The organism is Roseibium limicola, from assembly GCF_017313085.1.
Lineage (GTDB): Bacteria > Pseudomonadota > Alphaproteobacteria > Rhizobiales > Stappiaceae > Roseibium > Roseibium limicola.
Window position 1 is genome coordinate 252,701 of the sequence record NZ_JAFLNF010000005.1, and the last position, 22,800, is coordinate 275,500.

A 22,800-nucleotide genomic window follows, 5' to 3' on the forward strand; every position below is an offset into this window, starting at 1 on the left:
CACCTGGCAACGGGTGGCCCTTTTTTCGGTGAGAGCCCTTTTGCGATGGGGAGGGCTGGCGCTGGGCGCCACACAAATCCGATTGTCATGCTCACAAGGCTGTGCTTGACGGCTTGCCGGTCGGGTCTTCATAAGTTGGGCTGGATACTTTCAAGGCCGGACCCCGATGACCCAGCAGCCGACGCAAACTTCCTTTTCCGCTTGCCCGCATGATTGCCCGTCAACGTGCGCGTTGGACGTCCAAATGGACGATGCAGGCCGGGTGAAGCGTTTGAGCGGGGCGAAGGATAACAGCTACACTGCTGGTGTCATTTGCGCCAAGGTCGCGCGCTATGCAGACCGGCTCTACCACCCGGACCGGCTGAAAAAGCCGCTGATCCGCGTGGGAGCCAAGGGAGAAGGCCGGTTTGAGGAAATCTCCTGGGATGCCGCCCTCGACCTGATCGCCGACAAGTTTCTGGCGGCGGAAGCCGAATTCGGTGCTCAGTCCGTCTGGCCGTATCACTATGCCGGGACAATGGGACTGGTGCAGCGCGACAGCATCCACCGCTTCCGCCATGCCAAGGGCTACTCCCGCCAGTTTGACAGCTTCTGCACCAACATGGCCTGGACCGGCTATGTCGCCGGTACCGGACTGCTCGCCGGACCGGACCCGCGAGAAATGGCCTTGTCCGATCAGATCGTCATCTGGGGCACCAACCCGGTCGCCACCCAGGTCAATGTGGTCACCCATGTGACCACAGCCCGCAAGACTCGCGGCGCCCGCCTGATCGTTGTTGACGTTTATCGAACCCAGACAATGAAGCAGGCTGACCTGGGGCTTGTTATCCGGCCTGGCACGGACGCGGCTCTTGCCTGCGCCATCATGCATGTGCTTTTCCGCGATGATCTCGCCGACCGGGACTATCTGGAAAAATTCACTGATTGCCCGGCAGAGCTGGAAGAACACCTTCAGACCCGCACCCCACAGTGGGCAGCCGACATCACCGGATTGAGTGTTGCCGAGATCGAGGAAGCCGCGCGGCTGATCGGGTCAGTGAAAAAGACCTACTTCCGCTTGGGTTACGGATTTACCCGCTCGCGCAACGGTGCTGTCGCCATGCATGCGGCAGCTTGCATCGGAGCAGTCACCGGGTGTTGGAAAGAGGAGGGCGGCGGCGTCTTTCACAATAACGGGGCCATCTACAAGCTGAACAAGGCGATGATCGAAGCGCGGGAGCTCATGGATGAGCCGACCCGCGAGCTCGATCAGTCGCTCGTTGGCCGCATTCTGACCGGTGATAACACCGCGCTTCTCGGCGGACCGCCGGTCAAGGCAATGCTGATCCAGAACACCAATCCGGTCTCCGTTGCGCCTGAGCAGGAGTCGGTGAAACAGGGTTTTGCCCGTGAAGACCTTTTCACCGTGGTACATGAGCAATTCATGACAGAGACCGCGAAGATGGCCGATATCGTTCTGCCAGCAACGCAGTTTCTGGAGCATGATGACATCTACAAAGGCGGCGGTCAGCAGCACCTTCTTCTGGGCCCCAAGGTCGTTGAGCCGGAAAATGGTCCTAAAGAGAATCTTTTCGTTCTCAATGAGCTGGCAAAAAGAGTTCATGCAAAGGATCATCCGGGCTTTCATATGGATGCGCGCCAGCACATAGACTGGATGCTGCAAAATTCCGGATATGGAACTCTGGCGGACTTCGAGAAAAACCGCTGGATCGACCTGCAGCCAGACTTTGCGACCTCGCATTTTCTCAAAGGCTTTGGTCACGCAGACGGCAAGTTCCACTTCAAGCCCGACTGGGGGCGTTCCACCGCCCCGAATAAGCCGTCAAACGGCGTTGCGCTCGGTCCCTGGAGCGAAATGCCCGCGCTTCCTGACCAGTGGGATGCCATTGAGGCGGCCGACGCCCGTCACCCTTTCCGGCTGGTGACGGCCCCGGCCCATTCTTTCCTCAATTCCACCTTCAACGAGACGGATGCGTCGAAAAAGAAAGAAAAACGGCCCGAAGCCTGGTTGCGTTCTGAGGAGGCAGACGCGCTCGGCATTGCCGATGGTGATCTTGTCAAGATGGGCAATGACCGCGGCGTCGTGACCTTGCATGCCCGCCATTACGGCGAGCTATCGCCGGGCACCGTGATCTCTGAGGGGATCTGGCCGAACGATGCTTTTGTTGACGGCAAGGGCATCAACACCCTGACAGGTGCCGATCAGGTCGCCCCCTACGGCGGCGCCGCCTTTCACGATACTGCTGTCTGGATTCGCAAGGCCTGAAACGCTTTCGATGCTGAGGGGTGCTGAGCGGTGAGTTCTGCACTGCCTCCTCCTTTCGGTCATTGCCGGGCTTGATCCGGCAATCCATGCCGTTGCGCTGCCCGCAGAAATGACCCTATGAATTTTCGGAGGCGTCACGGCATGGATCCCATGGTCGAGCCATGGGATGACGCTTGAGAGGTGGGGGCCGTGTCGCTCGCTCTGTCATCCTCGGCCCTGTGCCGAGGATCCAGCCTTCACAGTCTACACTGGACGTTGATTCTCGGGACAGGCCCTAGAAGGACGACCGGGGGTATTGTGTGCTGGTGCGCCACCCGACCACTCTCATCCACTCCGTCATTGCCGGACTTGATCCGGTAATCCATTCCGTTGCGGTGCTTCTATCGCGCGGCGTGATGAGCACACCGCGGCGTCACGGCATGGATCCCATGGTCGAGCCATGGGATGACGCTGGTGGGTGTTGAGAGGAACGCGTTTAAGGAACGACCAGACGTGCGTCGGCTTGGGAGGCGTCGGCAGCCCCGGTGGCGACGCGTTGGTCGCGCAGGCGGGCTTTGCCGGAGGCCACAAGTGCAAGGGCCTTGGGGTAGATCTGATGCTCCACGCTAAGAACCCGTGCGGCGAGGGTGGCCGGAGTATCGTCATCCAGAACCGGAACTGCACCTTGCGCGATGATCGGGCCATCATCCATTTCTGCGGACACAAAGTGCACGGTAGCGCCGTGGATCTTCACGCCTTCATCCAGTGCCCGCTCGTGGGTCGCCAGGCCCTTGAAAGAGGGCAATAGCGCCGGATGGATGTTGAGCATCCGGTCTTTCCACGCATTCACCAGGAACGGTGTCAGCAAACGCATGAACCCTGCCAGTGCGACGATCTCGATCTTTGCAGTCCTCAGGATCTCGTCGACGGCACGCTCAAAGGCCTCGCGATCACCCTTGTAGTCGCGGTGATCGACCACCGCAGTCGGGATGCCCATCTCTTCAGCCTTGGCCAAGCCGCCAGCATCTGGCTTGTTGGCCAGAACCAGCGCGATCTCTGCCGGATAATCCGGGTGCATGGCTGCGGATATCAACGAGTTCATGTTGCTGCCGCGCCCGGAAATCAGCACGGCGACGCGCTTGCGTTCGCTCATGCCAGCAGACCCAGGCTGTTTTTGAAGACGACGGATTCAGGGCCTTCAGCGCCGATCTTGCCAATGCGGAAGACGGTTTCGCCCTCGCGGGTCAGCACGTCGGTGATGGCTTGCGCCTGAGCCGCCTCGACGACAATGACCATGCCGACGCCGCAATTGAAGGTTCGCAGCATTTCCGGTTCGGCAACGCCACCGGCTTTCGCCAGCCATTTAAAGACGCCAGGCGCATCGATGGCGCTCAGATCAATCTCAGCCGTGGTTCCGTCAGGCAGGACGCGTGGCAGATTTTCCGGAAGACCGCCGCCGGTGATATGAGCCAGTGCCTTGACGCCGGATGTCTCCTTGAGAGCTGCCAGCAGTGGCTTGACGTAGATCTTCGTCGGCATCATCAGCGCTTCGCCAAGCGACTGCTCGGGCGCAAATGGGGCCGCATCATCCCAGAACAGGCCCGCCAGTTCGATGATTTTGCGCACCAGCGAAAACCCATTGGAATGGACGCCGGACGAGGCCAGACCAAGCAATACGTCGCCTGTCCCGACATCCTTGCGTGGCAGGATTGCGCCGCGCTCGACCGCGCCGACCGAAAAACCGGCCAGATCATAATCGTCCTTGGAATACATGCCCGGCATTTCGGCCGTTTCGCCGCCAATCAGGGCACAACCGGCCATCTTGCAGCCATCGGCGATGCCGGCGACCACGTCGGAAGCTGTGTCTACGTCCAGAGCGCCACAAGCAAAGTAGTCGAGGAAAAACAGTGGCTCAGCGCCCTGAACGATCAGGTCGTTGACGCACATGGCAACCAGATCGATGCCGACAGTGCGGTGCTGATGGGTGTCGATAGCAATCTTCAGCTTGGTGCCGACGCCGTCGTTGGCGGCCACCAGGATCGGGTCGGTGAAGCCCGCGCCTTTCAGATCGAACAGGCCGCCGAAGCCGCCAATGTCGCTGTCGGCACCGGCGCGTGCGGTGGCCTTGACCAGCGGCTTGATGCGTTTCACAAGCTCGTTTCCGGCATCGATGTCGACACCAGACTGGGCGTAGGTCAGACCGTTCTGGCCGGTGGAGGAGGACTGGCTCATGGCGGCAACTCCAAGAAGGGATCGGCGATAATAAGAATTCTGTTAGCGCCGCATACCCCTTGGCGCGGCGGAAAACAAGAGGCGCAGAGCAGGTCTAGGGGCGGCAGTCGCAGGTCTTTCGGCCTTATCCCTCAGTAAAATCGCCAGATATGCTTGACCCGATGGGGTCAGCGTCCCTAAGTGCAGGAACGTTTTCAGATCATGCGGACCCTCATATGCAGGTTCGCTGCGGACAACAGGAGCCACGCTCATGACCCTGCGCCGGCAAATTCTTTTCTGGCTCTTGTCCCTGACCGCCGTCATTTTGTTCATGGCTGTCTTCTCCAACGTGCTGTTGCCCTTCGTCGCCGGCATGGCCGTCGCCTATCTGCTCGATCCGGTTGGGGACCGATTGGAGAGCTGGGGCATGAGCCGCATGTGGGCGACGGTAACCATCCTGATCACCTTCGTCATTATCGTGCTTCTGTTCCTGTTGTTGATCGTGCCGGTTCTCGGCTCCCAGTTGGCCGGCTTCGTTGAAAAGCTTCCGGATCTGGTGGGGCAACTTCAGACACTGGTTCATACAAATCTGGGGCAGCGTCTGTCGGACATGGGATTGTTTCAGGGCGGTGACCTGAAATCCTCTGTCGGCAATCTGCTGGGACAAGGCGCGAGCTGGCTGGCCAGCATCTTCAAGTCGCTGTGGAGCGGTGGGCAGGCGTTGCTATCAATGGTCTCCCTGCTGGTGGTGACCCCGGTCGTGGCATTTTACCTGTTGCTGGACTGGGACCGCATGGTGGAGCGTATCGACAGCTGGTTGCCGCGGGATCATCAGCCGACCATCCGCCGATTGGCCCGTGAGATGGATGGCGCCGTTTCCGGTTTTGTGCGGGGGCAGGTGTCGGTCTGTTTGCTGCTCGGTGCCTTCTACGCCATCGGCCTTGTCAGCGTCGGCCTCAATTTCGGCCTGCTCATAGGCATGGGCGCGGGCCTCGTCAGTTTCATTCCGTTTGTGGGCGCAACACTCGGCTTCGTCATTTCACTGGGAGTTGCCCTGGTGCAGTTCTGGCCGGATTGGGGCATGATCATCGCCGTGGGCGCCATCTTTGGCGTCGGCCAGTTTCTGGAAGGCAATGTGCTTCAGCCGAAGCTCGTGGGCGAGAGCACCGGACTGCATCCGGTTGTTCTGATGTTTGCGCTCTTTGCCTTTGGGTATCTTCTGGGGTTTGTGGGGATGTTGATTGCAGTTCCTGTTGCCGCCATGCTCGGGGTGCTTGCACGTTTCGCCCTGAAGCAGTACCTAGCGAGCCCATTGTACACAGGGACCGGTCGCACCACAGCGGCCCCAACAGAAACAGGCAATTAAATCATGGCGGAACCTCCTCGCCAGCTGCCTTTGGAATTGCCTCACGATGAAGCCCTGAGCCGCGACGACTATCTGGTTGGCAGTTCCAATCGGGCGGCTTTCGAACTTCTTGACCGTTGGCCGGATTGGCCAGCGCCGGTCGTTATTCTGGCCGGACCGGTCGGAGCGGGCAAAACCCATCTGGTGGAAGCGTTCAAGACTGAGACGGGCGCTGTCGTCATCAATGCAGGCGATCTGCGGGCTGACCTGGTTGATGGGTTGGTGCAGGCTCCTGTGGTTGTCGTCGAAGATGCGCATCGTGGCGTGGACGAGACTGCCATGTTTCACCTGTTGAACGCGGCACGCCAGGCCGATGTTCATGTTCTGATTACCAGTCGCACGTGGCCAAGCGCCTGGAACATCGCACTGCCTGACCTTATGTCGCGATTGCGGGCCGCAGCACCGGTCGAGGTTCAGGAGCCGGATGACGGGCTCTTGCAGCATGTTCTGGTGAAACTGTTTGCTGACCGGCAGTTGCAGGTCGATCTCTCCGTTGTGGACTATCTTGTCGTGCGCATGGAGCGCTCGCTGGGCGTCGCCTGCCGGGCGGTCGATGCCATCGATCGGGAAGCTCTGGCCGGGCGCCTGAAGATCTCAAAGCCCTTGGTCGGTCGGGTTCTGGACCGTTTGCAACAGGAACCCGCGCAACCTTCACCATCTTGAAATATATGCAGGATATGGCCGCACATCTAGGGGTGGGCCAGAAGGTGCCTCCGGACTGTCAATGGAACAAGCCTATCCGCCGATTGTTTAGTTCGGGCGGACGTGGTTTGGTCTCAGCGTGAAGCGTAGGAGCATGGCAATGAACGAAACAGTGGATCTGTCTCAGGCCGTGGAGGCTTCTGCGGGGGCTCCGAATTCGGTCACCAGTGATCCAGCTGTGTTATCGGAAGACCTTATTGCGTCTCCGGCCCGCTTCATGAACCGCGAATTGTCCTGGCTACAGTTCAATCACCGCGTGCTCGAAGAAGCGATGAACCGCAATCATCCGCTCCTTGAACGGCTGCGGTTTCTGTCAATCTCCGCCAACAATCTCGACGAATTCTTCATGGTCCGCGTCGCCGGACTACGGGGACAGCAGCGGGCCGATGTGGTCAGTCGATCGGCAGACGGGCTGGCCCCTTCCGAGCAGCTGGACAAGATTTCCGAGGCCGTGTGCAAGCTTCAGGCCTCACAGCAGGCTATCTGGCGCGAGCTGCGCGTCGAGATCGCAGAAAAGGGTGTTCAGACGCTGGCAGTCAGGGATTTGAGCGATGAGGATCTGGGATGGTTGGAAGATCATTTCCTGACCTACATCTTCCCGGTTCTGACGCCCCTGGCGATTGATCCGGCCCATCCGTTTCCCTTCATCCCCAATCTTGGCTTTTCGATCGTCTTTGAACTGGCGCCGATAAAAGGTGGGCGCGGCATGATTGCATTGCTCCGCATCCCCTCCCAGGTCGATCGATTTGTCCGGCTGCCACACGGAGCAGACGGTGGCACGCGGTTCATCACCATCGAACGTGTGGTCGGTCTGTTCATTGCCCGGCTGTTCCCGGGCTACGAAATCATGGGGAAGGGCGCATTCCGCGTCATTCGCGACAGTGACATCGAGATTGAGGAAGAGGCTGAAGACCTTGTCCGGCTGTATGAAAGTGCCCTGAAGCGCCGCCGGCGTGGATCTGTGATCCGGCTGGAGATTCAGGACACGACACCTGTGGCCCTGCGTGACTTCGTCGCCGAGGCTCTGCGGGTTCAGGAGAACGAGATTTTCCTGGCGGATGGCCTGCTGGCGCTCAACAACCTGTCGCAAATCGTCGATCTGGACCGTGATGATCTGAAGTTCGACTCCTATACGGCCCGCTTTCCGGAACGCATTCGCGAGCATGGGGGTGATTGTTTTGCGGCGATCGGGCAGAAGGACATCATCGTCCATCACCCTTATGAATCCTTCGACGTGGTGGTGCAGTATCTGCGGCAGGCAGCTCAAGACCCGGATGTGGTCGCCATCAAGCAGACGCTCTATCGCACTTCCAACAATTCTCCCATCGTCAAGGCACTGACCGAGGCCGCGGAAGCCGGCAAATCCGTGACCGCGCTGGTTGAGCTAAAAGCACGCTTTGACGAAGAAGCAAACATCAAGTGGGCGCGGGATCTGGAACGCGCTGGCGTGCAGGTTGTCTTCGGTTTCATCGAGCTGAAGACCCATGCCAAGCTGTCCATGGTGGTGCGGCGCGAGCATGATGGACTGCGCACCTACTGTCACATTGGCACAGGCAACTATCATCCGATCACGGCGCGTATTTACGAGGATCTGTCGTTCTTTACCGATGATCCGGATATCGCGCAGGAAGCCGCACGTGTGTTCAACTACATCACCGGTTACGCCGAACCGGGCAAGATGAAGCATCTGGCGGTTTCACCGCTTAATCTGCGCAAGCGCATTCTGGAGCTGACCGACGCGGAAATCGCGCACGCCAAGGCAGGTCGCCCGGCGCAAATCTGGATGAAGATGAATTCGCTTGTCGATGCAGACATCATCGATGGATTGTACCGGGCCAGTCAGGCGGGTGTGCAGATCGACCTGATCATCCGCGGCATTTGCTGTTTGCGTCCGGGCATTCCCAACCTTTCTGAGAACATCCGGGTCAAGTCTATTGTCGGCCGGTTTCTTGAGCATGCCCGTATCTTCTGCTTCGGCAATGGCCACGGGTTGCCCTCGCCACAGGCTCATGTGTACATCGGCTCTGCAGACCTGATGCCGCGCAACATCGACCGCCGGGTAGAGGTTTTGGTTCCTCTGCGCATGGCAACGGTTCATGAACAGGTTCTGGACCAGATTATGGTCGCCAATCTGAAAGACAATCAGCAAAGCTGGCGGATTCTGCCGGATGGCTCCCACGAACGGGTAACACCGGCCGCCAATGAGGAACCTTTCAATGCCCATCGCTACTTCATGACAAATCCGTCTCTGTCCGGCCGAGGTAAATCCTTGAAAAGCGACCGCCCGCAACCCTTCCTGAAACGGCGCAAGCGCGGGGAGCGGCCGGAAAAGTAAGATGGTAGATATATTTACTCCGGCACGAGGCCGTTTCAACGGCACCGGCCCCATCGCGGTCATCGATATCGGCTCGAACTCTGTCCGTCTCGTGGTTTACGAGCGCCATGCCCGTACGCCAACCATCCTGTTCAACGAGAAGCTTCTGGCAGGGCTTGGGCGTGGCATTGCTGCGACCGGGCACATGGCGGAAGGCTCCGTGCAAAGCGCCATTGCCGCGGTGACGCGCTTTCGGGCTATGAGCCGGCACCTGGGCGTCAAGGAAACCCATGTGATAGCGACTGCTGCAGCCCGCGATGCGGCCAACGGCCCGGCATTCGTGGCTGAAGTCGAACGCATTCTGCAGCAGCCGGTCCGGATCCTCGACGGCAACGAGGAGGCCTATTATTCGGCCCTGGGCATCATCGCCGGATTCTGGAAACCGCGCGGCATCGTCGGCGATCTGGGCGGCGGCAGTCTTGAGCTGGTGCCGGTAAAAGACGGGGCTCCAGGCCCAGGGCATACGTTCCCCCTGGGCGGATTGCGGCTTCAGGAAGCCTCCGAAGGCAAGATCTCCCGCGCCCAGGCCATCGCCGATGAAAGTCTGGAAGCTTATGAATGGCCTGAGATGGCCAAGGGCGAGCGGACTTTCTACGCTGTTGGAGGCACCTGGCGGTCCCTGGCGCGGCTCTATATGGAACGCGTCGAATATCCGCTCCACGTCATGCATAATTTCGAGATCCCGGCGGAGAAGGCCATCGCTTTCTGCAAGGAAATCTCGGTCAAGGATCTGAACGACGTGGAGGGGTCCTCCGTGCTGTCGAAGCAACGCCGCCCGTTGGTACCTTTCGGCGCCGTCGTGCTGGGGCGGGTGCTTACGGCAATGAAGGCCGAGCGTCTGGTCATCTCAGCCACGGGCGTGCGCGAGGGACTGCTCTACGAACAGCTGTCGCCTGAGATGAAGGAACAGGACCCGGTCGTGGAGGCCGCTCGTGAGCTGGCTCTGTTGCGATCACGCTCGCCGGAACATGCCGACGAGCTGGTGGCCTGGACCGATCAGATATTCAAGGTGCTGTCCATTGAGGAGACCGAGCAGGAGCAGCATTTGCGCCACGCGGCGTGTCTGCTGTCTGATATTGGCTGGCGTGCCCATCCCGATTATCGCGGCGAGCAGAGCCTCAACATCATCTCCAACGCGGCCTTCGTCGGTCTGAGCCACGCCGGACGCGCCTATCTGGCGGCTTCAGTGTTCTATCGCCATCAGGGTCTGGGTGATGGCGGATTGTCGTCTGTCATCAAGAAACTGTTTGATGGCGGTCATCTGCGCGAACAGGCCAAGCTCCTTGGAGCCTTGCTCAGGATCGCCTCGCTTCTCAGTGCATCAATGCCGGGCATCTTGCCTTTGACGTCGGTAAGCGAGAATGATGGACTGATCACCTTGGCCCTGCCGAAAGAGCTGGAAGAGTTTGATGGCGAGCGTTTGCGCAAGCGGCTCAGCCAGTTTGCCAAGATGCTCGATGCCAAGGGCGAGGTTGTCGTCAGCGCGTGACGTGTGTCGGCCTCTTACTCCAAATCCTGTTGCAGAACAAAAAAATGGCGCGAAAACTTTCGCGCCATTTTTGATTGAATATCTGAAGGGAAGCCGGGCTAATCCACGATTTCCGGATCCAAAGGCTGCTCCAGGGCGACAATCTGCCGGTCCTTGAAGGCAAGGGCCACTTCGCCACGTTTCAGTTGCAGGGCCGTCTCGCCGAATAGTTCGCGGCGCCATCCCTGAAGGGCAGCAACATCGGCGTGATCGTCGGCGGCGATCCGTTCCAGATCGTCCACTGTTGCAATCACCTTTGAAGCCACACCGTGGTTCTCGCTGACAAGCTTCAAAAGCACCTTTAACAGATCCACCGCAGCGGCGGATCCGTCCGGAGACTGACGCCCTTTGGGCAGCTTTGGCAGCTTTTCCTTTGGCAGGGCAAGTGCGCGGCGCACGGCCTTGAGGATCTCTTCCGCCGTCTTGGAACGTTCGAAACCCTTGGGTATCGTGCGAAGACGTCCGAGCGCTTCGCTTGTGCTGGGCTGCTGTGCTGCGATCTCGTAGATAGCATCGTCCTTGACGACGCGTGAGCGCGGAACATTGCGGGTCTGAGCTTCGCGTTCGCGCCATGCGGCAACTTCTTGCATGACGGCCAGTTCGATCGGCTTGCGCACGCGCATTTTTAGCCGCTGCCAGGCGTTTTCCGGTTCGGTGCGGTACGTCCCTTCGGACAACAGCACTTTCATCTCGTCTTCCACCCAATGGCTGCGCTTCTGTTCGGCCAAATTGGCGTTCAGGAAAGCGTAGCAGTCACGCAGGTGGGTGACGTCGGCTATCGCATACTCAAGCTGCTTCTTGGTCAGCGGACGGCGAGCCCAGTCGGTAAAGCGGGACGATTTATCGAGCCGCGCACCCGTCACCTTGTAGACCAGCTGATCGTAGGAGATCGAATCGCCAAAGCCGCATACCATGGCGGCCACCTGACTGTCGAACAGCGGTGAGGGGATCAAATGTCCCATATGGAAGATGATTTCGATGTCCTGGCGGGCGGCATGAAACACCTTGGTCACATCAGGCTTTGCCATCAGATCGAAAAAGGGTTTCAGGTCCAGGCCTTCAGCCAGGGCATCAATAACAAAGGCCAGGCCGGGCCCGGCCATTTGAATGACACAGAGTTGCGGCCAGAACGTGCTCTCGCGCAAGAACTCGGTATCGACCGTCACGTAGTCGTGGACGCCGAGCTGTTCACACGCTTCGGCTAATTCGGATGTCGTTGTAATCACATGCATGGTAATCAAACCCTATATCGCAGTCCTGCCTCCTTGTCGCCACGAAATCGCGACTGATTAACTATCCAGGATTGTTTGGGTGCATTCAGTGCGCCATATCTGAGGTGAACGGCAGCGTTCTGCCAAGGGGCGGTGCCAGCCCTGGCGCTGAATGGGGCGAATTAGGGCGGGATATGCGCAAAATTCTGGTTTTGAATTCAAAGGGCGGTTGCGGGAAAACGACGCTTGCGACGAATCTGGCCTCTCATTTTGCATCCCTGGGGCAGCGTGTGGCGCTGGCGGATGCCGACAAGCAGAAGTCCAGTCTCGGTTGGATCAAGCGTCGCGACAAGGCAATCAAGGCTGCACCTGGCACATTGGCGCCGATTGCCGGGCTGAACTGGAGTAAATCCGGCCGGCTGGGGCTCGACAAGACATCCGGGATTGACACCGTGGTCATCGACGGGCCTGGCGGATTGCGCAGCGAACAGGCGAAGGCGCTGATCGCGGAAGCGGCGGAGATCGTCGTGCCCGTGTTGCCGTCTGTCTTTGACTGGGAGGCAACGTTTCGGTTCCTGTCTCTCATTTCTGAAATCAAGCGGGTGCGCAAGGGTAAGGCGGAGATCCACATCGTCGCCAATCGTATGATACGCAAATCAGCCCAGCAGATTATCATGGAAGAGAAATTCGCGCGTGAGGGGCACCCTGTCCTTTGCCGTCTGGCCGACAGGGCGCTTTATTCCAAGCTGGCAGCTGAAGGAGCGGGGCTGTTTGACCGACGTGACGCTCCGAGCAGAAACCTTCGGATCCAGTGGACGCCACTGCTGCAGGCGATCGATTGACGCGGTCCACAGGCTATGGCCAAGTCCGGCATTGAGGTCGCAGCCGGTAGCATTGAAATCAGCTGTGTTTTACTGGTTGTTCTGGCTGGTCGTATTTACAATGTACCCGCTGAAAACCCGCCTCTTACTTGACTTCTGTCTGGTGACGTGGCTTCTCCACGCAACGAAGTGGAAGCGCTTGCGCTCCTAAATCCGAGTCTTGTCTGCCCAGAGCGACATCATCCGCCGGGCAGGCCTTGTCGAACTAGAAAACTGTCGAGGAATTCATGCATCGCTACCGTAGTCACACATGCGGCGACCTGCGCGAAACCCATGTTGGCGATACCGTGCGTCTGTCCGGTTGGGTCCATCGCGTTCGCGACCATGGGGGTCTGCTCTTCATCGATCTGCGCGACCACTACGGTGTAACCCAATGCGTGATCGATCCGGATTCTGCCGCCTTCTCGCTGGCAGAAACCCTTCGCTCCGAGTGGTGCATCCGCATTGACGGCGAGGTCAAGAAGCGTACCGACGAGACCATCAACTCCGACATCGCAACAGGTGCCGTCGAGATCTTCATTCGTGATCTGGAAGTGTTGGGCGCCTCCAAGGAGTTGCCGCTCCCGGTCTTTGGCGATCAGGAATACCCGGAAGAAGTCCGCCTCAAGTATCGCTATCTCGACCTGCGTCGTGAGAAGCTGCACAACAACATCATGTTGCGCTCCAACGTGGTGGCGGATCTGCGCAAGCGCATGTGGGACATCGGCTTCAACGAGTTCCAGACCCCGATCATCACCGCCTCTTCGCCAGAAGGCGCACGTGATTTTCTGGTGCCGTCGCGCCTGCATCCGGGCAAGTTCTACGCACTGCCTCAGGCACCCCAGCAGTTCAAGCAGCTGATCATGGTGTCGGGCTTCGACAAGTACTTCCAGATTGCACCCTGCTTTCGCGATGAAGATCCGCGTGCCGACCGCTCGCCGACCGATTTCTACCAGCTCGATCTGGAGATGTCCTACGTTGAGCAGCAGGATATCTTCGACACCCTTGAACCAGTGGTTGCCGGGTGTTTTGACAAGTTCGGCGGTGGCCGTCCGGTCAACCGCAACTGGCCGCAGATCGCTTACAAGGATTCGATGAAGTGGTACGGCTCCGACAAGCCGGACCTGCGCAATCCGATCAAGATGCAGGTCGTCTCCGAGCATTTCGCCGGCTCCGGGTTTGCCATCTTTGCCAACCTGCTGGAGCAGGAAGGCAATGAAGTGCGCGCCATTCCGGCACCAAAGGGCGGCAGCCGCAAGTTCTGCGATCGCATGAACAAGTTCGCTCAGGGCGAAGGCCTGCCTGGCATGGGGTACATCTTTTGGCGCAAGGCTGAAGACGGCTCGATGGAAGCCGCTGGTCCGCTGGCCAAGAACATCGGCCCGGAGCGCACTGAAGCCATCCGTCAGCAGCTTGGTCTGGAAGTTGGCGATGCAGCCTTCTTCCTCGGCGGGAAGCCGAAAACCTTTGAAAAGATCGCCGGCAAGGCGCGCCTGATCATCGGCGAAGAACTCGGCCTGACCGATATGAACCGCTTCGAGTTCGCCTGGATTGTCGACTTCCCGATCTACGAGCGCGACGAAGAAACCGGCAAGATCGACTTCGAACACAATCCTTTCTCCATGCCGCAGGGCGGGATGGAAGCGCTTGAAGGGGATCCGCTGGAGGTCAAGGGATACCAGTATGATCTGGCCTGTAACGGCCATGAGCTCGTCTCCGGCGCGATCCGTAATCACAAGCCGGAGATCATGTACAAGGCCTTCGAGATTGCCGGCTATCCGAAGGAGGAAGTCAACAAGCGCTTCGGCGGTATGGTCAATGCATTCCAGTACGGTGCACCTCCGCACGGTGGCTGTGCTGCCGGGATTGACCGTATTGTCATGCTGCTGGCTGATGAAGCCAACATCCGTGAGGTCATCATGTTCCCGATGAACCAGAAGGCGGAAGACCTGATGATGGGCGCGCCGAATGAGCCGATGACGGAGCAGCTACGTGAGTTGCATCTGCGCCTGAACCTGCCGGACGCCTGATCTCACGTCAGGTGTGGCTCCCGTCTGGAGCCTCACCGGATTGATCATCAAATTGAAATGGGCGTCGGATATCCTTCCGGCGCCCGTTTGCCGTCGGGCTCTCAACAGTTCGGGATCGCGCACAAAGCGGTCCCAATCAGTCAGCAAGGCCGGATCGAAACAGATCATGTCGAAGAAATCCAAGTCCCAAGAAAAGATACCAGCTGATGCGGCTATTCCGCTGATCCGCCGGTTGATGCTGGAAAACGCAAAGGCCTATTCGCGCCGCTACGCGATCGCCTTTGTCTTCATGGGGCTTGTCGCCGTGTCGACCGCTGCCAGCGCCTGGATCATGCGGGACGTGATCAACGAGGTCTTCATCAATCAGGACAAGGGCATGATCCTCATCATCGCTCTGTCGGTGATGGCCATCTTCACGATCAAAGGTGTCTCGACCTATGGCCAGCAGGTTGTCCTGAGCCGGGTCGGCAATGCGATTGTCGCTGACTGTCAACGTCGCCTGTTCACGCGAATTCTAGAGCAGGACATGGGCTATTTCAGCCGCACGCCCTTGGGCGAGCTGACGACGCGAATCCAGCACAACACCGCAGCTGCGCGTAGCGTGATCGATATGGTTGTTGTGACCTTGGGACGAGACGTGTTGACCATCATTGCGCTGGTTGCGGTGATGGTCATTCAGGATCCGCTGCTATCGCTGATTGCGCTGGTCATCATGCCGCCGGCCGTGATCGGGGTGTCTTTGCTGGTGCGCCGGGTTCGCAAGCATGCAAAGTCACAGTTCGTCTCCACCACGCGCATTTTGTCCGTGCTGCAGGAGACCGCTCTCGGTGTTCGTATCGTCAAGGCATTTGGTGTTGAGGATTCGCTGCAGCAGGCGATGAATTCAGCCGTGCATGACGTCGAGAAGCAGGCCAACAAGATCGCCACGCTGACGGCCAGAACATCACCGTTGATGGAAACCCTTGGCGGGTTTGCGGTCGCGCTGGTCATTCTCTACGGCGGTTATTCGGTTGTCGAGATGGGGCAGGAGCCTGGTGCCTTCTTTTCTTTCATCACGTCGCTGCTGCTGGCGTATGATCCTGCCAAGCGGTTGGCCCGGCTTCAGGTCAACCTGAACAACTCGCTCGTCGGCGTGAAGCTGATGTACGACCTGATCGACGAAGAGCCGAGTTTGAAGCAAGCAGCAGACGCGCGGTCTCTGGACGTGACCAAGGGCGCGGTCGAGCTGGCAGATGTCACTTTCTCCTATGGCGAGGGAGCTGCACTCATCGGGCTGAGCTTTAAGGCAGAAGCGGGCAAGACTACAGCTCTGGTCGGGGCTTCGGGAGCTGGAAAGTCTACGGTCTTCTCATTGTTGGAGCGCTTCTATGATCCGTCCTCGGGTGCGGTGTTGATCGATGGTCGGGACGTGCGTGACGTGACGCTTGCATCGCTGCGTCGATCGATTGCCTATGTCTCGCAGGATACGTTCCTGTTCGATCTGAGCGTGAAGGAAAACATCCGTCTCGGCCGACCGGGCGCATCCGATGAGGAAATCGTCACGGCAGCACAGGATGCCAATGCGCATGAGTTCATCGTCGAGCTTCCCGGTGGCTATGACGGGTCTGTCGGCGAGGGCGGGGATCAGCTTTCGGGCGGGCAGCGTCAGCGCATTGCCATTGCTCGCGCGATGCTGCGCGATGCGCCGATTCTGTTGCTCGATGAGGCGACTTCGGCGCTGGATGCAGAATCTGAATCCAAGGTCCAATCAGCGCTGGCACGCTTAATGCGCAACCGCACTACGCTGGTCATTGCCCATCGTTTGGCTACCGTTCGCGATGCCGACACCATCGTGGTGATGGACAAGGGGCGCTGCATCGAAGAGGGCAATCACATGGATCTGATCCGTCAGGATGGTACATATCGCCGACTATATGATCTGCAATTCAGTTCTGGCTCTTCTGGCGATTCAGACGCGCCAAACCTGAAAAGCGATCCGGTTTGAAGTCTGCCGCAGCCTTTTGCATCTGAGCTGTCGTGGTTCACTTTGCCGTGTCGAAAGCCTCTTCCGGTGAGATTGAGATTGCCATTTGGCCCAGAAGCGTACTGGCGCCGATCCGCGTCTGTCGGACAATCTCAAACAAGCTGATGCCCTCGGTTGGCGTAAGCTCAAGCTTGATTGGACGTTCTGCCCGCAGCGCCTCGGCCAGGCGGTCCTGAAGTTCTGGCGGGGTTGAGCGGTTTCCGACCCACGCGTTGGCTAAGTCTTCCACCGAGAGACCGCTCTGTTTGGCCGTTTTCTCAAGATATCTACCCAGGGCTGCGCCAGCTCGCAGGCGAAGTGTCAGGCCTTCCAATGGGGCGCCGGCAATCAGTATCGGCGCAAGAGCTGGGCTGGAAAACGCCATAGCGGGGACATTGCTCAGCCGTGCCGTGAGTTCCAGGTCGATCAGTCCATCGAGACTGAGGCGCAACGGCGCAAGCTGATAACTCTCCGTCTGCTGATCCCAATCCAGACGCACGATGTGGTCAAGCCGTAGATCTTCCGTATCTGAAAGCGCCAGAGCTTCTCGCAGTCCTTTCGGGATTAGATGGCCAATGGGCAACGTCATCCCGTTCAGCCGCAATTCAGCAGACATCGGAATGTCGCTTTGAGCGGTCGTCGCATGCCAGGTGCCTTGCTCCAGAGTAAAGCGCGCCGGTGTATTTCCAGAAGCTTCCGTCATGGGACGCGAATCCAGCGTTAGTCCGGAAACAGAGACTGCAGGGGTTTTGGCCAGAGATTTCAGAATGTCGACAACGGAAGGCGCGGGAATGCGCGTCGTCTCGCTGGAACGGACGCTGGTGTAGATGTCAGGAACCTGCAGGTTCTGCGCATATGCGTGTTCAAGACTGAGAGAACCTGCCTTATTGTCTTTCACGACAAGGCCCTCGACTTGCGTCCAACCGGCGAACTCTGGTCCTATATCGGATAGTTGGGCGCTCTCAAGCGATGCTGTGAAGCCGCCGGTCGCCCAGGACATGCGTTTCAGATCGAAACCTGCAAGCCGCAACTGCGATACCTCTGACAGGCTGGAGCCAAAACGAAGGCTATGGAAACTGAGTTGCTCCAGCGCCAGTGTTGCTGGCTCGGGCGCAGGGGCTGTTCCTGAGCTTTCGACACTTAAAGCCTTCAGCTCGCCTACGCGGACAAGGGGCAGATCGGCTTTTACGTCTTGCGCTGTCTGGGCGGGCTGTTGTTGACCCTCTGCCTTTGCCGATCGAAGCAGAGACCTCACAAGCTGGCCGAGATCAATGTCCTCAAGCGCAATGCTCCCGGTCTTCATATGGATAGCCGCAGTGCCTCGACTGTCTGGAAAGGCAGCAGACAGCCCGTTGAGTTTCAGACCAGCAAGCTGAGCGGCACGCAATCCGCTGGCGTACAAATCGTCCAGCTGAAAGCTTTGTATGGTCTCTGCAGTCTGGTTCGAAGCGGTCTGAGCCGTCATTCTAGAGGCTGTCAGCTGGTCGACCTCAAATGGCCTCGTTCTTATAGCGTCGCTCGTCGGCGATCCGAGTGGTACCGAGATGCTTTTGATGGTCAGGTCCGAGACGGAGACGCTCTGAAGCAGGTCGGCGCTCGGGTCATTGCGATCCGACAGCTGGATGCGCAGGGGAGATTGAAATGTCAGTTCCTTGAACCGCAGGGCATTGCCGTCGACTCGGGCATCTTGCAGCTGCATGGCGTCGCATTGAACCACCAGTTCAAAGCGCACCTCTGCAGCGTCCCCGAGCTCAAGTGGTACTGCCAGGCGCAATCCCTTGAGGATAAAATCGCCTCGCTGCCCGACGGGCGTGATGCTTTTCAACGATACGGTAGCGCCGGGCCACTGTCCGACGGCGGCCTTTAATACACCCTCAAACGAAGTCGCCCCTGCCGCAGCGATTGCCTCATCGGACGCAGGGGCGTTTGCAACAGGCTGTTGGGCCAAAGCGCCGGTCTGCGACCAGAACAGCAGCCCCAGCACTGCAAGAAATGACGCTGGATGAATGCAGGGAAATAATCTTTTCATTTCAATACTATAGACCGCGTGGGGAAATGGGGATAGGCGGAAACATTGGGGCGACGTTGGTGCAGGCAGGGCTTGCGGTCTTGGCGGGACCGCAAGCATCAGTTATTTCGCCAGATTGGCATCAACCGTTAGACCCAATACGCCGGGCAGGCTTTGGGGAGCAAGAATGCCGGCTCCGGCCAGCAGCCCGAAGGTGGGGATCGTAGTCGGATTGGCAGCAAGTGTCAGCGCGCGCGGGTTTGCGATGAAGGCTGCAAGCGCATCATTCACCTGCGTGCGGAAGGCCTCATCCTGCAATTGCCCCAGAAGCAGCGGCAGCGCCAGGCTCATTTGCATCTCCATGGTCTTGCTGTCCATGCCGTATTTTTCGCCCTGGGTCTCGAGGGCGCGGGCATACAGTCCTTCGTTGTCGATCCGCAGTTCGGCTTTTTCAAACGTCAAGGATTGCAGCAACCCCAGAACCTCTTCCGGCTCTGTTGCGTCGTCGGCGGCTTGCAGTTTGGCCATAATCTCCTTGGTGAAGCCGCCAAGCGTGAGCGAAACACTGACGTCGCCCATGTCTTTGAACATGACTGTGCTGTTATCGATATTCAACTTGCCAGTCAGTGGTTCCCAGGCGCCATTGACCTCCGCTGACACCTGAAGACTGTCGTAACCGAGGTCTGTGAGTTGCTTGCTGCCTTTTGGGCCCAGGCTATCTGCCGGGATGTTCAGCCCGGCCACGGAAACCTCCGACTTGAGTGAGACGCCGTTCTGGATATCCGACTGTCGGAGCCTGATCTGCTGAACGTCGATGGGACTGGCACCATTGCCGCTCAGGCGGATACCCTGAACGTCGAGTTGATCAAAGAGGAATTGCCAATAGTCGTCTTTGACGTCTCCGGTCGGGCCTTTCAGCTGGGCCGGGCTGGGCAGGGTTATGTTTTCAGCCACCGCCGTGCTGACATGCACCGTGCCATTCTTTCCCGAAGTGGCTTCAAGGCCTTCTACGGTCAGCAGATCAACCTTCAGCCGGCCATCCTTGTTGAGGCTACCGTTCACCAACTCGGTGATGGCGATGGCAACTGTGCCCGACTTAAGACCAGTGGTCTCCATCTCGATGTTCTTCAGGGCAATGACCTGTGCGGTGGTCTCGACCGAACCGATACTGACGACTTTCGCGCGGCCGCTTTCGAGGACATCTAGATAGGCATCTGCAATCGTGTTGCCCGTTGGTTCAAACGCGGCGGCAGGTAGAGTGCTGACCCCGATCAGAAGCGCAGGGACGATGAAGGTGGCAGCGCGGCGACGCACGGTAGGAAAAGCCATCGAAAACTCCCAGAAAATGAATGCGCAGGCTGTTGGCCCGGGCCAAAAATATCCGGACAGGGTCCATGGTTCACACCCTGAGGCCCCATCCGCAAATGCTGTCATCAGATAGGTATGACCCATTTGTGGCAGGTCAATGGAAGGTGGAGGGCTGGTCTGCTGTCCAGCCAAGGCAATCATCAACTGATGCCTTGCGACGCTGCGTGTTATCGACGGCTCGTATCGACAGAATCGGTAATTAAGCCTAAGGATAATCAGGCAAATTTCTACTGCATGTGATCCGCAGTATTCGCAGGCGTTCAGGCGTTGTTTACGCCTTTGTTTCATAATTCAGCAACGATTGTTGTTCTTAGGCTAGCATTTTGTCCCGCCGCTATCTTTTCTTCGTGAAGGCAGTGCTCGTCGCCCTCGTTTTGGCGACTGCGCCTCTGTTCGTGGTCAATTGGATCCTGAACAACCATGCCGCCTCTCACGCCTATTTCGAAATGGAGCGGATGGGTGAGCGGTATGTGCAACGTGCCGAGGACACCATCAGTGAAACGGTTTCTGCCCTGCAGCGACTGGACAGGGATAATGTCCAGACTTGTGATGCGGAAGATCGCGTTCTCTTTCAAGAACTTGCCTCCTCCGAAGGAGCGATTGAAGCGATTGGTCTTGTCGACAGCGCCGGCAAGCGCATGTGCATCGTGCCGGATCAGAAGTTGACGGGCCAAGCCATTCTGCCGATGTTGCGACAGGATGGACCTCTGGTCGGTATCGGCATGCTGGAACGTGAATACCTCGGCGCGCGTGCGGCTGTCGTCAGCTGGGATCTGCGCAACGGCTACCGGCTGTTCGCCGAGATCACACCGGCAGTCATTGCCATCGATCCCGGTCCCGATTTCATCCGGTCCTATCGCCGGGTGGAGCTGCGGCTGGGTGCCGACCTTCTGTGGTATTCCTCAGGTGGCTATTCCTCCCAGGAGAATGACAGCAGCAATACAATGGTCGCAAACATCCAGTCGGAGCGTTATCCGCTATCGGCAATGGTGGTTGCGCCAAGGTCCGCCGCGATTGCCAATATTCAGGATTTGAAAGTCATTTCTGCGGCAGCCTGTGGTGCGCTGGTTCTGCTCTTTGTTGCCATTGGTGTCTGGTACTCTTGGCGGCCGGAGAACGAAGCACATGACGACTTCGCGGCGGCGATCCGCAATGGCGAATTCATTCCCTACTACCAGCCGGTGATGGATATTGAGACCGGCAAGATGCGTGGGTGTGAAGTGTTGATGCGCTGGCGCCGCCCGAATGGCATCATGGTGTCACCGGGGCAGTTCATGGCTTATGCCGAAAGCACCGGCCACATCTTCGACATGACACGTTCCATGATGCTGCAGACGGTGGACGAGGTCGGTGAGCTGTATGAAGAAAACCCGGACTTCAAGCTGTCGGTCAATCTGTTCGCCGGACACTTCAAGAACCGCGAGATCATCGGTGATCTCAAGCGCACCTATGAGAATTCCAAGATCTCCTTCCAGCAGATTGTCGTGGAAGTGACTGAGCGCTATCCGCTTGAAGACATGGATCTGGCGCGCAAGATGATCGCTGAAATGCAGGCGATGGGACTGCGTGTGGCGCTGGACGATGTCGGCACGGGTCACGGCGGCATGGCCTATCTGCAGAAGCTCGGCATCGACATCATCAAGATCGACAAGATGTTCATCGACAACATCGGCGATGACGACAGCTCGACCACCATTGTCGATTCCATGGTCGAGCTGGCAGATAATCTGGGTATGGGCATCATCGCAGAAGGCGTCGAGAACCCGGACCAGATCGATCGGCTGCGCGAACTTGGTGTGACGGCCGCTCAGGGGTATTACTTCGCCAAGCCGATGCCGGCATCCGAGTACATCGCTTTTGCCCATAAGGTCGAAGAGGATCTCTTGGCGGCAGAGCGCAAGGCTGCCGATGAAGCGGCTCGTGCTGCAGAAGCCGCCGAAGCGGCAGCCTAAGCTCGACTTATGTTCGATTAAGTGCGCTTGACCTGCGTTTCATTAAGCATTTCCCCAATCTCGCCATCCCGGAAAACGCAGAGCTGGGTTGATGATTTCACTATTGTCTGTACCGGCTGGACGGTATATACGCCATGTAAACGTGGAAGTTTACATTCCCGGTGCGGAGGAAGTGCGTCTTGAGGATGGCGCTTCAGGAGACGTTCGATGCCTTTGGAACGCGAGACAGATGAAAGCCCGGTGAGCCGGTCGCCTTCTCGCGCCGAGCTGGCGTCTACGGAGGTGCCTTTGAACGATCGCTGCATTCTGACTGTCGCGCCAAAGAAGCGTGGCCGCAGGGCAGACACCAGTGGCAAGTCGCGCGATGCCATTCTTGAAGCCGCACTTCAAATTGTTTGCGAAAAAGGCGCTGGTGCTTTGACCATTGAAGCCGTTGCCGAGCGGGCCGGTTTTTCCAAGGGGGGTGTTCTCTACAATTTCCCGACCAAGGAAAAACTCACCCAGGGCATGGTCGAACGAGAAGTCGCTCGCTTTTCCTGCATGTTGGAAACCGAGCGTCTGAAACAGGGCGATTGCCCCAGTCCAACGCTTGCAGCGCTGGTTGAAGTTGCCGAGACCTGGATCAAAAGCAACGAAACCGGCCCGAGAGGCATACTTTTAACCCACGTGAGCGCTCCGGATCTATGTGAGCCCTTTTTGGCGCACAAGGAACGGTTGCGGGAAGAAATGATCCGGGAAACCGGTCACCTTGCACGGGCGATGCTGATCTGGACCTCCCTGGAGGGGCTCTTGATGAGTTACGCCCATGGCGTCATGCGTTTCAACACCTCCGAACTGACAATCTATTTCAAGGAGCTGCGTGAGCTGGTCCGCAGCCCCTTTCTGACTGAGGAAAACTAATCCT

16 protein-coding genes are annotated in these 22,800 nt (G+C 58.3%); 11 read left to right on the forward strand and 5 right to left on the reverse strand.

Translation table 11 applies throughout. From position 1 onward, the window contains the following. Nucleotides 1-166: 166 nt before the first annotated feature. A complete protein-coding gene (locus tag J0X15_RS13230) occupies nucleotides 167-2,266 on the forward strand; it encodes a molybdopterin-containing oxidoreductase family protein (protein ID WP_206941565.1) in 2,100 nt (699 codons plus the stop codon). A gap of 299 nt (nucleotides 2,267-2,565) precedes the next feature. After that, nucleotides 2,566-2,730: a hypothetical protein gene (locus J0X15_RS13235; protein WP_206941567.1), complete on the forward strand. Its 165-nt coding sequence runs from the start codon at nucleotides 2,566-2,568 to the stop codon at nucleotides 2,728-2,730. An 11-nt stretch (nucleotides 2,731-2,741) separates the two neighbouring features. Here the strand turns inward: J0X15_RS13235 and purN are convergent, their stop codons facing one another. Next, the gene (gene purN / locus J0X15_RS13240) at nucleotides 2,742-3,398 is read right to left on the reverse strand and encodes a phosphoribosylglycinamide formyltransferase (protein ID WP_206941568.1); all 657 of its coding nucleotides are present in this window, start codon (nucleotides 3,396-3,398) and stop codon (nucleotides 2,742-2,744) included. After that, nucleotides 3,395-4,477 (reverse strand): phosphoribosylformylglycinamidine cyclo-ligase, encoded by a 1,083-nt coding sequence (purM, locus tag J0X15_RS13245; RefSeq protein WP_206941570.1) that lies wholly within the window; start codon nucleotides 4,475-4,477, stop codon nucleotides 3,395-3,397. The genes purN and purM overlap by 4 nt, the downstream gene beginning before the upstream one ends. Nucleotides 4,478-4,727: 250 nt before the next feature. Here purM and J0X15_RS13250 point away from each other — a divergent pair, with 250 nt between their 5' ends. The 4 genes from J0X15_RS13250 (at nucleotide 4,728) to J0X15_RS13265 (ending at nucleotide 10,426) form a co-directional block, all read left to right on the forward strand. Then, the gene (locus tag J0X15_RS13250) at nucleotides 4,728-5,822 is read left to right on the forward strand and encodes an AI-2E family transporter (protein WP_206941572.1); all 1,095 of its coding nucleotides are present in this window, start codon (nucleotides 4,728-4,730) and stop codon (nucleotides 5,820-5,822) included. Between the two features lie 3 nt (nucleotides 5,823-5,825). Next, nucleotides 5,826-6,524 (forward strand): P-loop NTPase family protein, encoded by a 699-nt coding sequence (locus J0X15_RS13255; RefSeq protein WP_206941574.1) that lies wholly within the window; start codon nucleotides 5,826-5,828, stop codon nucleotides 6,522-6,524. 139 nt (nucleotides 6,525-6,663) lie between these two features. Then, on the forward strand, nucleotides 6,664-8,898 hold the full coding sequence (locus J0X15_RS13260) for an RNA degradosome polyphosphate kinase (RefSeq protein ID WP_206941576.1): 2,235 nt from the start codon (nucleotides 6,664-6,666) through the stop codon (nucleotides 8,896-8,898). A 1-nt stretch (nucleotide 8,899) separates the two neighbouring features. After that, nucleotides 8,900-10,426 (forward strand): Ppx/GppA phosphatase family protein, encoded by a 1,527-nt coding sequence (locus J0X15_RS13265; protein WP_206941578.1) that lies wholly within the window; start codon nucleotides 8,900-8,902, stop codon nucleotides 10,424-10,426. A gap of 98 nt (nucleotides 10,427-10,524) precedes the next feature. On the opposite strand, the gene rnd is transcribed toward J0X15_RS13265, so the two are convergent. Beyond that, entirely contained in the window at nucleotides 10,525-11,697 is a 1,173-nt protein-coding gene (gene rnd, locus J0X15_RS13270) for a ribonuclease D (protein ID WP_206941580.1), read from the reverse strand. Nucleotides 11,698-11,870: 173 nt separating this feature from the next. On the opposite strand from rnd, the gene J0X15_RS13275 reads away from it, so the two are divergent. The 3 genes from J0X15_RS13275 (at nucleotide 11,871) to J0X15_RS13285 (ending at nucleotide 16,550) form a co-directional block, all read left to right on the forward strand. Then, nucleotides 11,871-12,518 (forward strand): ParA family protein, encoded by a 648-nt coding sequence (locus J0X15_RS13275; RefSeq protein WP_206941582.1) that lies wholly within the window; start codon nucleotides 11,871-11,873, stop codon nucleotides 12,516-12,518. Between the two features lie 266 nt (nucleotides 12,519-12,784). Further along, complete coding sequence (aspS, locus tag J0X15_RS13280; protein WP_206941584.1) at nucleotides 12,785-14,566, forward strand: aspartate--tRNA ligase; 1,782 nt, start codon at nucleotides 12,785-12,787, stop codon at nucleotides 14,564-14,566. Between the two features lie 166 nt (nucleotides 14,567-14,732). Continuing rightward, nucleotides 14,733-16,550, forward strand: a complete 1,818-nt coding sequence (locus J0X15_RS13285; protein ID WP_206941586.1) for an ABC transporter ATP-binding protein — start codon at nucleotides 14,733-14,735, stop codon at nucleotides 16,548-16,550. Nucleotides 16,551-16,587: 37 nt separating this feature from the next. Here J0X15_RS13285 and J0X15_RS13290 read toward each other — a convergent pair whose 3' ends face one another. Next, nucleotides 16,588-18,597 (reverse strand): hypothetical protein, encoded by a 2,010-nt coding sequence (locus tag J0X15_RS13290; protein ID WP_206941588.1) that lies wholly within the window; start codon nucleotides 18,595-18,597, stop codon nucleotides 16,588-16,590. 102 nt (nucleotides 18,598-18,699) lie between these two features. Further along, complete coding sequence (locus tag J0X15_RS13295; protein ID WP_206941591.1) at nucleotides 18,700-19,905, reverse strand: hypothetical protein; 1,206 nt, start codon at nucleotides 19,903-19,905, stop codon at nucleotides 18,700-18,702. Between the two features lie 362 nt (nucleotides 19,906-20,267). Between J0X15_RS13295 and J0X15_RS13300 the strand changes: the two genes are divergently transcribed. Both J0X15_RS13300 and J0X15_RS13305 read left to right on the forward strand, forming a co-directional pair. Further along, nucleotides 20,268-21,896, forward strand: a complete 1,629-nt coding sequence (locus J0X15_RS13300; RefSeq protein ID WP_206941593.1) for an EAL domain-containing protein — start codon at nucleotides 20,268-20,270, stop codon at nucleotides 21,894-21,896. Nucleotides 21,897-22,103: 207 nt separating this feature from the next. Continuing rightward, a complete protein-coding gene (locus J0X15_RS13305; protein WP_206941595.1) occupies nucleotides 22,104-22,796 on the forward strand; it encodes a TetR/AcrR family transcriptional regulator in 693 nt (230 codons plus the stop codon). Nucleotides 22,797-22,800: the final 4 nt, after the last annotated feature.